The 12,107-nt window shown below is 30.6% G+C and carries 12 protein-coding genes; 3 read left to right on the top strand and 9 right to left on the bottom strand.

Features of this window, described 5'->3' with window-relative positions; genetic code table 11:
- From AMN99_RS02335 to AMN99_RS02305, 7 genes are all read right to left on the bottom strand, one after another.
- Positions 1–588, bottom strand: coding sequence for an amino acid synthesis family protein (locus AMN99_RS02335; protein WP_075506232.1), 588 nt, complete (start codon positions 586–588; stop codon positions 1–3).
- Positions 585–2,288, bottom strand: a complete 1,704-nt coding sequence (locus tag AMN99_RS02330; RefSeq protein ID WP_256998096.1) for a thiamine pyrophosphate-binding protein — start codon at positions 2,286–2,288, stop codon at positions 585–587. Before AMN99_RS02330 ends, AMN99_RS02335 begins: the two co-directional genes overlap by 4 nt.
- Positions 2,285–3,454 (bottom strand): LLM class flavin-dependent oxidoreductase, encoded by a 1,170-nt coding sequence (locus AMN99_RS02325; protein ID WP_075506231.1) that lies wholly within the window; start codon positions 3,452–3,454, stop codon positions 2,285–2,287. The genes AMN99_RS02330 and AMN99_RS02325 overlap by 4 nt, the downstream gene beginning before the upstream one ends.
- Before the next feature lie 123 nt (positions 3,455–3,577).
- Positions 3,578–4,729 carry a glycerol-3-phosphate dehydrogenase gene (gene glpD, locus AMN99_RS02320; RefSeq protein WP_075506230.1) on the bottom strand — a complete coding sequence of 384 codons (1,152 nt, stop codon included), beginning with the start codon at positions 4,727–4,729 and terminating at the stop codon, positions 3,578–3,580.
- 57 nt (positions 4,730–4,786) lie between these two features.
- A complete protein-coding gene (locus tag AMN99_RS02315; RefSeq protein WP_075506229.1) occupies positions 4,787–5,755 on the bottom strand; it encodes a 2OG-Fe(II) oxygenase family protein in 969 nt (322 codons plus the stop codon).
- Positions 5,752–6,705: a DMT family transporter gene (locus AMN99_RS02310; RefSeq protein WP_075506228.1), complete on the bottom strand. Its 954-nt coding sequence runs from the start codon at positions 6,703–6,705 to the stop codon at positions 5,752–5,754. Before AMN99_RS02310 ends, AMN99_RS02315 begins: the two co-directional genes overlap by 4 nt.
- A 40-nt stretch (positions 6,706–6,745) precedes the next feature.
- On the bottom strand, positions 6,746–7,213 hold the full coding sequence (locus tag AMN99_RS02305) for a thioesterase family protein (RefSeq protein WP_075506227.1): 468 nt from the start codon (positions 7,211–7,213) through the stop codon (positions 6,746–6,748).
- A gap of 43 nt (positions 7,214–7,256) precedes the next feature.
- Here AMN99_RS02305 and AMN99_RS02300 point away from each other — a divergent pair, with 43 nt between their 5' ends.
- On the top strand, positions 7,257–7,655 hold the full coding sequence (locus AMN99_RS02300) for a GFA family protein (RefSeq protein WP_075506226.1): 399 nt from the start codon (positions 7,257–7,259) through the stop codon (positions 7,653–7,655).
- A gap of 7 nt (positions 7,656–7,662) precedes the next feature.
- Here AMN99_RS02300 and AMN99_RS02295 read toward each other — a convergent pair whose 3' ends face one another.
- Entirely contained in the window at positions 7,663–8,688 is a 1,026-nt protein-coding gene (locus AMN99_RS02295) for a quaternary amine ABC transporter ATP-binding protein (protein ID WP_075506225.1), read from the bottom strand.
- Between the two features lie 120 nt (positions 8,689–8,808).
- Between AMN99_RS02295 and AMN99_RS02290 the strand changes: the two genes are divergently transcribed.
- Both AMN99_RS02290 and AMN99_RS02285 read left to right on the top strand, forming a co-directional pair.
- On the top strand, positions 8,809–9,540 hold the full coding sequence (locus AMN99_RS02290; RefSeq protein ID WP_075506224.1) for a class II aldolase/adducin family protein: 732 nt from the start codon (positions 8,809–8,811) through the stop codon (positions 9,538–9,540).
- Positions 9,540–10,679 (top strand): TauD/TfdA family dioxygenase, encoded by a 1,140-nt coding sequence (locus AMN99_RS02285; protein ID WP_075506223.1) that lies wholly within the window; start codon positions 9,540–9,542, stop codon positions 10,677–10,679. The genes AMN99_RS02290 and AMN99_RS02285 overlap by 1 nt, the downstream gene beginning before the upstream one ends.
- On the opposite strand, the gene AMN99_RS02280 is transcribed toward AMN99_RS02285, so the two are convergent.
- Positions 10,676–12,106, bottom strand: coding sequence for an aldehyde dehydrogenase family protein (locus tag AMN99_RS02280; protein WP_075506222.1), 1,431 nt, complete (start codon positions 12,104–12,106; stop codon positions 10,676–10,678). The genes AMN99_RS02285 and AMN99_RS02280 overlap by 4 nt on opposite strands.
- Position 12,107: the final 1 nt, after the last annotated feature.

The raw sequence follows: 12,107 nt of genomic DNA, 5'->3' as shown, positions 1-12,107 counted from the left end.
TTATTTGGGTTCAATTCCCATTTCTTTCATATCTTGATATCGATCACCTGTTCTAGCATGTGCTCTTCCACTAGATGCCCCGCCTATCGCAATAACTACTTCGTCGTTAAATGGTGCATCATGTATAGTAAATTCATGTGTGAGATAATAAGGTCTTAACCCAGAGTCAGTTTTATGCATCATGGGAATAGAAATTTTTGATCCAGCTGGTCCCCTTGTATTTGTAAAACTTAAATAAGATGTGCCTCCCACAGCGTCTCTAAATTTATTTCCAAATCTCAAAGTGTGAATAAAAGCTGATGCATGTTCTATTTCTCCATCCAGTCCAACTACTCCTGCTTTACCATATGCTAGTATTTTTTCTGGAGATCCTATTTCTTTTATTAATTCTGGAACTAGTAAATCACCTAACTTAGGAGCTAGATCTAAAATAGTTGGTCTTAAGTCCTCAACAAATCCTTGACCATGCCATGGATTTTTAAAAACTGCAGCAACAGATACTAATAATACAGGCTCTTTTGCTTCCTTGCCTCCTTCAATAAAAGTTTTGTCTACAAATTTTGAAAATTTTCTTAGCTCTAATTTCATTTTTTAATTCTATGTTGAAAACTATCTCTTCTAAAACTGTATAATGCTTTCGGATCTACATCAACATCTATCACAGCAGGTTTATTGCTTTTTATTGCAGCTCTAACTGCTTCATTTATTTCAGAAACTTTTTTAACTTTAAATCCTTTTGCCCCATATAATTCAGCAACTTTATCAAAAGATGGACTTGTTATATCAGCGCCCAAATATCTTTTACCAAAAAAATCTTTTTGATAAGCTTTTTCGGCTCCCCAACTTTGATTATTCATCACTATAGTTGTTGTATTTATTCCATATTCAACAGCTGTGCTTAATTCAGAAATAGTCATTCCAAAACCACCATCGCCCATCAAACTTACAACTGTTTTTTTTGGTTTTGCAACTTTAACTCCAAGTCCACAAGCAAAAGAAAAACCAACTAGGCCAAAATCTAGGGGTGTAAATAGAGAAGGGGGATCATAGTATTCTAAAGCGTCTGTTGCTTGTAAGCACAAGGTTCCTGCATCTAAAGTGATGGCAGAATTTTTAGGCAAAACTTTTCTTAATTGTTTAAACAAACCTTTCGGCTGGATTGGAAAATTTTTTCCTAAATTTTCATTTTCTCTATTATTTAAAAATTCTTTTCTTTCTTTAAAATACAAATCAGTCCATTTTTTTGCATCTAATTTGATTTTTTCTTTTTTAATTTCTTTATATAATTGAACAGTTGCTGTTGCAGCGTCTGCATGAATTCCTATTGAAACTGGAAAATACTTTCCAATCATTTTTTTTTCTAATTCAATTTGAATTATTTTTGCTTTTTTATTTATATTTTCATAAGAGTAAAATGTTGAATTAAATCCTAGTCGAGTACCGATAGCTAAAATAATATCTGCTTCTTTGACTAATCTTGATGCAACAGGATTGCCTCTTGGTCCCATTTGCCCTGCATTTAATTTATGATTAAAGGGTATGGCGTCCCCATGACCTGCGGCTGTAACAATTGGAACATTTAGCAATTCTGCCAATTTAATAACTTCTCTATATTTTGAGTTATATTTAATACCAGCCCCAACAATTATTGTTGGATTTTTTGATTTCAGTAGCAATTTAGTTGCTTTATTTATTCTCTCTTTATTTCCTTTAAGATTACTTTCACTTGAGAACGAAGGTTCATTTAAATTAATATTGTAAGTATTTTTTTCCGCCAATATGTTTCTTGGAAGATTGATACAAACAGGTCCCCTTCTTGGTTTCATTGATAAATCAAATGCATCACCAATTACTTTAGGAACAACCTTAGAATTTTTTACAGTCCAAGTCTTTTTTGTAATTGGAGCAAACAAGGATTGTTGATCTAAGCCTTGAAAAGCATCTTCCATTTTATCTTTTGTTGAGTAAGAACCTGCAATCGCAACTACAGGGGAGAAGGCAGCTTTTGCTTGCGCTACCCCAGTCACTAAATTTGTTGCACCTGGTCCATTTTGGCCTGCAATAATTACACCATGCTTATTAGATGCTCTTGCATATCCATCAGCCATATGAGTGCCTGTTCTTTCGTCTCTAACTCCAATAAATTTTATACTTTTTTCATGATAAAAAGCATCAAACATTTCCATTGTTGCAGAACCAATTAAACCAAAAACGTGTTTAGTTTTTTCTCTCTTAAGAGCTCTAACGGCAGCCTGACCACCGCTTATTTTTCTTTTGGAGTTGATCACGAAACTTTTTTAACTTCAGTTCCTAAATCATCTTGAAAATGAGGCATCACTTTTTCTGTAAAAAGTTTAATACTTTTCATACAATCTTTATGTTTCACACCAGGAAAGTTTGACCAAACTTGCAAGTTTTGTAAATTTAATTCAGATTTTAATTCATGAATTTTATCAATAACATATTCAGGCGTTCCAAATAACATATTTCTTTTGTGTAAAAATTCATAATTTAACAAATCTAGCTTACCTTTGGTTTCTGGAAGTTCTTCACCTGGATCCATATGATTACCTAGACCACGCCAATGACAAACCCAACGCATATAATTTACCATGTGTTCACCAGCTTTTTCTTTAGCTTCTTCCATTGTATCAGCTACAAACATGTCTCTAACAAGAGATACACCTTCACCTAAAGGAATATTTTTTTTGGTTACCTCAGATCTTTTATTTTTATAAGCTTCAAATTTTGCCTTTAGAGCTTTTACTGTTGGTATCCACATTATAATATTAATATTATTCTCAGCTGCCCACTCAATTGATCTAATTCCATCAACTACTTGATGAATAGGAGGATAAGGTTTCTGAAAAGGTTGTGGCAAAACACTAATTTTTTTCATTGTGTTATCTTCCATATTCATAAATTCTTCACTTGGTGGACTCATATCATGTTGCCAAACATAATTTGGAGAAGGATATGTATAAAACTCACCTTGATGACTAAAAAACTTTTCACTCCATGCTTTTTTTAGAACTTCAAGTGTTTCAGCAAACAATCTGAAGTTTTTTGCCTGGTCTTTAAGATCAGCTTCTTTGTTCAAATTTATTGCTTCTCTACCGTAAATTCCTCTAGCAACACCTACTTCAACTCTTCCTTTTGAAAGTTGATCTAGCGTAGCAATATCTTCTGCTAGTCTTATAGGATTGTGAAATGTGATTACATTTGCAGCTTGTCCTATTCTAATATTTTTTGTTCTTGCGGCTGCATCTACTCCCATCATTATTGGGTTTGTACAAGACTCCATTCCTTCATGATTAAAGTGATGTTCTGTAAACCAAATAGAGTTCCAATTATTTTGATCACAATATTCTGTGATCTCTTTAGTTTCGTCTAATAGTTGATGATATGGTTTGTGTGTCCAGTTAGTGGTATTGCAAAAATAACCAAATTTCATAAAGCCTCCTTTAAAAGTTAATTTAAAGACGACCGATCCCACTTTCGCAAATCTTTGATTTTAACGACGAGTTATGTATCGCTTTATAAAATAACGATATCACTTTTTAATGGCAGTGGAAATCTAAAAAAGATTCTTTTTATCTGTCCATGGACCTTTTTTTGTTTTGGGTAAAAACTTTTTAAGATCTAATAGGACTTTTTCAGACAACTTTCTGTATGTAGTAAGTTTTCCTCCATAAATGTTTAAAAGTGGTAATTTTTTTACAATTTGTAAATCAAAAACATAATCTCTTGTAACTTTTGAGGCCTCTTTAAAATCCTCTATTAGAGGCCTTATTCCTGAATAAGTATCAACTATATCTTTTTTGCTAATTTGTTTTTTTAAATAATTATTTACTGACTGAATTAAATATTGAATTTCTTGTTTTGATATTACAGTGTTTTCTGGGTTTTTAACCTCTACTTCAGTCGTTCCAATTAATGAAAATTTCTTTTTGTAGGGAATTACAAAAATTATTCTTTTATCTGTATTTTGAAATGTAAATGCAACATCTTCTTTATATAATTTCTTTGTAATTATGTGACTACCTTTAACTAACCTTATTTTATTTTTAGATTTTATTTTTATATTTTTATGTAAAGTTTCATTTATCCATGGTCCAGACGCATTGATTAAAACTTTTGATTTTATTTTTTTTCTATTTTGAAGACTAATGACCCAAGCATTATTAATAATTTCAGCTTTTTTAACCTTGTTGTATTCTAGAATTTTGGATTTATTTCTTTTTGCATCTTGAGCATTTAGTTTTGTTAATTTTTTATCATCAATTTGAATATCATAATATTGAAAACCAGTTTTGTATTTCTCCTTAAGAATATTTGGAAATTTTTTATTAAGATCCAATGTTTTTGATTTAGGAATACTAGTTTTCCCACCTAAATTATCATACAAAAGCAAACCAAATTTAATTAACCATGCTGGTCTAATTTTATCAGTATGAGGAATAATAAATGGTATTGGTTTTGAGATGTTTTTTGCAATTCTGTAAACAATTTCTCTTTCTTTAAGAGACTCTCTAACTAACTTAAATTCATAATTTTCTAAATAACGAAGGCCACCATGAATTAATTTTGTTGACCAAGAGGAAGTGGCACCTCCAATTTCACCTTTGTCAGCCAAACACACAGACAAACCTCTTCCAGCAGCATCTCTAGCTAAGCCAGCTCCGTTTATACCACCGCCTATAATGAATAAATCAAATACTTTTGACATTTAAACCTTGAATTGTTTATAAATTTTATTGAAAAATTTTCAATGAGCTAGAAAATTTTACCGCTGATATTCAACAAATTTTTTTAATGATTGATTTAAGAATTTTTCATAAACTTGACCTGTATTGGAGTATTTTTTAGAGTTAAGGAAAGATTTATTCATTTTGAAATCATATGAGGGCTCAAAGAAAAAAGGGACAGATAGTCTTTTACTTTTGTTCCATAAAACCCTGTGATTAGTTGCTTTAAATTTACTTTTTGTTAAAAATTCTAACGCTCTACCTGTATTCACCACTAAAGCTTTTTTATTAAATGGTACATCATACCATTTTTTTGTTTTTCTATTCTGCACTTGAAGACCACCTTTTTTATCTTGGTAGAGAATTGTAAATATTCCACTGTCAACATGCGTTTCACATCCAAGTGCAACTCCATCTTGTTTTGAAATTTCTACTGGTTTTGTTTGATTTGGATAGTAATTAAATCTTAAAGTGCTTAATGTTTTAATTCTTGAAAAGGCTTTGGAGGATATATTTGGGTTTTTGTTATTAAGTTTTATTACACTTTTAAACAATATCTCACTTAAATTATAGATATTATCAAAATAGCCATTCAAAATTTTTATAGATTTATTGCTGAAACAATTTTCTAGATTTAAATGTTCGATATATTGATTTTTTAGTTTAGAAGAATAATTTTTTGTAACACTTAAATCACCTATATCTAACCCTTCTTTCCCATTTACATCACTAGGAAAGTAACCTCTGTAAGTATTGTTATTTTTTTTATTCCATTTTTTTGGAGATAGCTTTTTCTTTTCTTTATCTGTTAAATTAAAAAACTTATTCGCAATTTTGCAGGTTTCTTTTATTTGATTTAAATTTAGCCCATGCCCTGTAATTTGGAAAAAACCAATATCAACACATGCTTTTTTAATTTTCTTTAATGTTTTAGTCGCATTTAATGTATCAAAGTTATTTTTGAGAAGTGAGGATATATTAATAGTTGGAATATAGCTTTTGGTCATCTTCTAACTGGTGTTTCAGTTGCAATATATTGATCACGTACTCTTTCCCTAAGGTATATATAAATTCCCGCAGTTATTATACAGGCTACGCCAATAAAAGTTCTAGTAGACGGAATTTCATTAAATAAAAAATATCCTGGTATCATGGACATAATGATTAAAGAGTATTCAAATAACGAAACAACAGAAGGAGAGGCAACAATGTAAGCAGAAAATATACAAACAAAAGCAATTGATGCTGCAACTCCAAAAAATAAAATAAATTTCCATGTATATTCAGAATTTGTAAACCATTCTCTGAAAATAAATTGAGTTGTTTGGTCGAAATTAACATCATTGAATTGACCATTGCCCATAAATATATAAATAATTCCACATAGTATTAAAGCAATCAAATAAAAATAAAAAAGCTGTGTGTTCACATCATCTTTATCTGATGTATATTTTGTAATTGTCATTGATGCTGCATAAAAAAAAGCACATCCGACAGGAAGTAAACTTTTGTATTCAAAATCTGAAAAATTTGGATCTAAAACTATAAATACTCCAATAAAACCAAATACAATTGCAGACCATCTTCTAATTCCAATAAATTCTTTTAAAAAAAATTTGGCAAAAATTGACACAAAAAAAGGGCAGGAGAAAAAAAGTGCATTAGCAGTGGCTAATGGCATGTAAGTTAAGGAGACGAAGAAAGCAGAAAATGCTAAAAAGTGAAAAGTCACTCTCACCAAAGTTAAAAAGGGATAATGAGTTTTCAAAATTACTTTTTGTCCTCTTATTTTTATGTAACCAAATAATAAAATTGCAGCAACAAAGTATCTGCCAAAAAAAATTTCATATAATGCTGCTTTTTCAAATATAAATTTGATTAATGAGTCCTGCATTGCAAATAAAGTCATTGCAATAATGATAAGAATAATTCCTTTAGAGTTATTATCGGTACTCATTTCGCACCTATACCAAAATAAGATAATGAATTATATTTAATTATTTCTTCAGTTTTGAAGAGAACAAAAGATTTTCACTTGAAAATTCAGCTTCATTTTCCTTTATAAAAGAAGCCATCAACTTCAACTTTTCTTCTTCGAATTCTGTTACCTTTCTTTTGCTGAGATCAATATATAGTGATATCCATTCCATCACTGCTGAGATTTTTTTAGTCTCTTTTGTAACCATTTCCATTTTTAAATGTAATCGTTTTTTATCATGGTCAAAGTAAGTAAGGTTTATATCAACAGATTCACCTTCTTTAACCTCATTAAGATATTTGGTGTTTGTCTCGACAACCATAGTGCTTCTATTTAGATTTTTTGCTGCACTTGCTCCCATTTTAAACTTCTCAAGTGCTACTTCCCATGCTTCATCAAATATTAAAACATAATAGGCCATGTTCAAATGGTTGTTATAATCAACCCAGTTATTTGTGATTGTGAAGCTTTTAAGAAAAACAGACATTTAATTTTTTAAATTAATATTAATATCATATAATAAAGTTTTTATGAAAAAAGTATTAACAGCTAGTTGTTTATGCAAAGGTGTAAAGTTTAAAACACTTAGTAAACTAAGAAGTGTATCTAATTGCCATTGTGTGCAATGCAGAAAAACTCATGGCGTATTTGGAGCTTATACGAATATTAAAGATAAAGAACTTAAATTTTTAAACAAAACTACTTTGAAATGGTTTAAGTCATCTAAGAATTCCAAGAGAGGTTTTTGTAATAAATGTGGAGCAAGTATATTTTTTAAAGTTGATAAATCTGACAATGTTTCAATTTCTGCAGGAATGTTTGACGGTAAAACAAGAATAAAAACTTTTAGAAATATATTTGTAGGTTCAAAGTCAGATTTTTATCAAATCAATGACAAACTTCCAAAATATAAAAGGTTTGCTAAATAATATTATTTTAAGATTTAATTAAAGAAGACTGTAATTCTTGATTAGTAATATAACCCTTAATATTACCATTTTTATCAACTACTTCACAATTTGAGTCTGTACAAACTATTTGAGGTAAAAATTCTTCAATAAATTGATCTTCATTTACTTTAATAACGTTTGATTTATCTATATTTTCAGACTCATTTAAATTTTTCATAATTATTTTTGCTTTGATCACTTTTGCTCTATTAACATCTTTAACAAAAGCTTTTACGTAATCATCTGCAGGGTTCATTATAATTTCTTCTGGAGTTCCAACTTGTACTAATTTCCCTGAATTTAAAATTCCAATATGGTCACCTAATCTTAATGACTCATCAAGATCATGAGTAATAAATACAATTGTTTTTTTTAATTCTGATTGAAGATCAATAAGTTGTTTTTGCATATCACTTCTTATAAGTGGATCTAGAGCACTGAAAGCTTCATCCATCAACATTATGTCTGTGTCTGTTGCTAGCGCTCTTGCTAAACCAACACGCTGTTGCATTCCACCGGATAATTGATTTGGATATTGATTTTCAAATCCATTTAATCCAACAGCATCAATTTTTTCCATTGAGATTTTGTTTCTCTCATCTTCTGCTTTACCTTGCATTTCCAAACCATAACCAACATTTTGTAAAACTGTTTTATGTGGGAATAAACCAAACCTTTGGAAGACCATACTCATTTTATGTCTTCTAAACTCAATCAGTTTTTCTTTATCAAGCGACATCACATTTGTGCCCTCGACCAAAATTTCCCCATCAGTTGGATCTATAAGTCTATTTAAATGTCTAATTAATGTAGATTTTCCTGATCCTGAAAGACCCATGCAAACAAAAGTTTCGCCTTCCTCAATTTTAAGAGAGACATTATCTAATCCAACTGTGTGCCCAGTCTTTTCTAATATTTCATCTTTAGTTGAACCTTCCTTGACCATTGGAAGTACTGATTTTGGATTATTACCAAAGATTTTATAAACGTTGTTGATTTCGATTTTTGACATCAATTAAGTTCTAACAGTTCATGGCGCAAAATGTAAAACAATTTCTATACAACTTTTAATTGATTTTTCCAAATTCGATTTTGTTTGATTTTGTTAGTCATTTAAATAATCATTTAATTTATGAGCAAATCAGATCATGCTGTTCGATGTGAACTATCAGCACTTTATAGAATTTTACACATGTATGGGATGACTGATTTAGCTAATCAATGTGCGGGAGCGAGATCAGCGGAAGATAAAGATTTTTCTTTTGTTCATCCTTATGGAATGTTTTATGAAGAGATTACAGCGTCATCTTTAGTTAAGATTGATAAATATGGAAGAAAAATAAATTCAGATGGACCATGGTTAAATGATGGTTGTATTAATCTTGCACAATGGATATTTAATTCACGTCCTGATGTTAACTTTTATGTTCACGGACACGCTAACGATGTTATGGCAGTTGGAGGGACAAAAGAAGGTTTGATGTGCCTTTCACAAGCAGCAGTCTATTTAAATCATTTAATTGGATACATTGATTATGAATTTGTTGAAGATAAAGATTTTGGAAAAAAATTTGAAAATCTTATAGGTAAGCACGATATTTTAATTACAAGAAATCATGGATACTACACAGTGGGTAAAACTGCTGCAGAAGCATTTTTTAGAGCTTACTATTTAGAACAAGCATGCACTGTTCAGGTTAAAAATTTATCTATGGGATTAAGCAAACATGAAATAGATAAACAGAAAGCTGCTTATTTTTGGGACAATATGAGCAGTTCAGATGATTATAATTATGATGGAAAAACAGAGTGGGCTGCATTATTAAGAAAATTAGATCGTGAAAATTCAAATTATAAAAGCTAATGGAACAAAATTATAAAATTGAAAATATAACTAAAAATTCTACTAATTTAGAAGTTTATTGGAGCGATGGAAAAAAAAGTAAGTTTAATTATTTATGGTTGAGAGATAATTGCCCTACAGCACACGACAAAGATTCTCGTCACAGAATGTTTAATATTCTCAAAGTATCTAAAGACATAAATCCTAAAAAATATTCTCTGAATGATGAAGGCAAACTTCAAATTGAGTGGAGTGAGGGAGATCATGTTAGTTGTTATGATCAAAAATGGTTGAGAGATAATTGTTATACAATTAAAAACAATTTAGAATACAAATCACCCTATAAGCTTTGGGATAACTCTCTCCAAGATGAACTAAAATCTGTAGAAATTGATCATGATGAAATCATTAATTCAGATGAGGGCTTGATAAAATGGTTGGAACTTTTGCATCATACTGGAATTGCAATTGTAAAAAATGCACCGACAGATGAGAACTCTGGATTTAAAGTTTTAAATAGAATCAGTCATACTAGAGAAACTTTTTTTAAAACTCCATTTGAGGTAATCAATATTCCAAAACCAAATAATTCTGCTTACACAGCTCATGCTCTTAGAAATCATATGGACTTACCTTGGTTTGAAACACCTCCAGGTTATCAATTTCTTCACTGTTTGGTTAATTCTGCAAATGGTGGAGATTCTTCAGCTGTAGATGGATTTGCAGTTGCAGATTATTTAAGAAAAAATGAAAAAGAAATTTTTGATACATTAGTTAATGTTCACCTTAAATTTAGAGATATGGATTACACTCAAGAGTCTGTTAGGAGTTATTATGCGCCTGCGATTTCTTTAACTAAAGATAATGATTATCATGACATTAGATTTAGTGTTGCAACTATGGATGCTCTAGATTGCCATCCTGATTTAATGGACAAAGTTTACAAAGCTCATCATCGATTTGGAAATTTATTACACGATGATAAATTTCAAATTAAATTTAGATTAGGGCCAGGAGATATATTTACTTTCAACAATAGAAGGTTGCTTCATGGGAGAACTGAATTTGATCCAAATTCAGGTCATAGGCACCTTCAAGGATATTACATGGATCGTGATGAAATTATTGGAAGATTAAGGTATTTGAGAAATTCAAATTAATTCCAACCAGTTACGTTTTTTACCTCTAAAAATTCTTCCAATCCCCAAACTCCTCCTTCTCTACCATTTCCAGATTGTCTGTAACCACCAAAAGGAGTTCCAACATCAGCCGCATTACCGTTTATGTAAACACATCCTGATCTTAATTTTTTTGCAACTCTATGTGCTTTTTCTTTATCATCAGTTTGAAGATAATTTCCTAAACCATAAGAAGTATCGTTTACAATTTTCACTGCTTCATCTTCAGTATCAAACGGAATAATTGATAAAACAGGCCCAAAGATTTCTTCCTTTGCAATTCTCATCTCGTTAGTAACATCTGTGAATATAGTTGGTTTGATAAAATATCCTTTGTTTAAACCGTTTGGTAATTCTGGCCCTCCTGCTGCTAAAGTTGCTCCCTCAGAAATTCCACTTTCAATAAGATTTATAATTTTATCGTACTGAACTTTTGAAATTACAGGGCCAATGTGATCTCCTTTTTTAGTTGCTTGATCTACTTTAATTTTGTTTGCTTCATCAACAGCTTCTTTTACTGCTCTTTCATAAATAGATTTTTCAACCAACATTCTTGTAGGCGCATCACAAGATTGTCCTGAATTACTCATTACATTTCGGATACCATCTCTCACTGCATCTTTATAACTGTCGGCAAAAACAATATTTCCTCCTTTACCACCTAGCTCAAGACAAACTCTTTTAATTGTATCAGCAGCATTTTTAGAAATTAACTTTCCAGCTCTTGTTGAGCCTGTAAAAGAGACCATATCAATATCTGGATGACTCGAAATGTCTGTTCCAACCCCAGCTCCATCGCCATTTACTAAATTAAAAACTCCTTTTGGAAAACCAGCTTCATCAATCATTTCAGCAAATAACATTCCTGATATAGGAGCAATTTCTGAGGGTTTTAAAATCATTGTACAACCAGTTGCAAATGCTGGAGCAACTTTAAGAGCGATTTGATTTATTGGCCAATTCCAAGGAGTTATTAATCCACAAACTCCAATTGGTTCATAACAAATATGGTTATTTGATTTTTCATCAAAATTTTCTTCGAAGTTAAAATTTTTAAGTCTTAATATAAAATCCTCTAAATGATCTCTTCCTGATGCAGTTTGAACATCAGTCGACCAATCCATTGGAGCACCCATTTCCAATGAAATAGCTTCTGCCATTTCATTAAATCTTTTTTTATAAATAGCTAATAATTTTTCTAATAATTTAATTCGTTCCTCTTTTGAGGTTTCTTTCCAAGTTTCAAATGCTGTTTTTGCAGCTTTTACAGCTCTATTTGTATCTTCGGTGGATCCTAGAGAAATTACTGCGCAAGGATCTTCATTACATGGATTGATAACATCAAAGTCATTTTTCCTAATTGGATCTACCCATTCACCATCAATATAAAATTTTCTTTTATCTAACATA

The sequence above is a fragment of the Candidatus Pelagibacter communis genome (assembly GCF_001180225.1).
GTDB lineage: Bacteria > Pseudomonadota > Alphaproteobacteria > Pelagibacterales > Pelagibacteraceae > Pelagibacter > Pelagibacter ubique_D.
This window is presented reverse-complemented; position numbering and strand designations above follow the sequence as displayed.

Coding starts and splice junctions, on each gene's coding strand:
- AMN99_RS02335 (WP_075506232.1), bottom strand. CDS start 588: ATGAAATTAGAGCTAAGAAAATTTTCAAAATTTGTAGACAAAACTTTT.
- AMN99_RS02325 (WP_075506231.1), bottom strand. CDS start 3,454: ATGAAATTTGGTTATTTTTGCAATACCACTAACTGGACACACAAACCA.
- glpD (WP_075506230.1), bottom strand. CDS start 4,729: ATGTCAAAAGTATTTGATTTATTCATTATAGGCGGTGGTATAAACGGA.
- AMN99_RS02315 (WP_075506229.1), bottom strand. CDS start 5,755: ATGACCAAAAGCTATATTCCAACTATTAATATATCCTCACTTCTCAAA.
- AMN99_RS02310 (WP_075506228.1), bottom strand. CDS start 6,705: ATGAGTACCGATAATAACTCTAAAGGAATTATTCTTATCATTATTGCA.
- AMN99_RS02305 (WP_075506227.1), bottom strand. CDS start 7,213: ATGTCTGTTTTTCTTAAAAGCTTCACAATCACAAATAACTGGGTTGAT.
- AMN99_RS02300 (WP_075506226.1), top strand. CDS start 7,257: ATGAAAAAAGTATTAACAGCTAGTTGTTTATGCAAAGGTGTAAAGTTT.
- AMN99_RS02295 (WP_075506225.1), bottom strand. CDS start 8,688: ATGTCAAAAATCGAAATCAACAACGTTTATAAAATCTTTGGTAATAAT.
- AMN99_RS02290 (WP_075506224.1), top strand. CDS start 8,809: ATGAGCAAATCAGATCATGCTGTTCGATGTGAACTATCAGCACTTTAT.
- AMN99_RS02285 (WP_075506223.1), top strand. CDS start 9,540: ATGGAACAAAATTATAAAATTGAAAATATAACTAAAAATTCTACTAAT.
- AMN99_RS02280 (WP_075506222.1), bottom strand. CDS start 12,106: ATGTTAGATAAAAGAAAATTTTATATTGATGGTGAATGGGTAGATCCA.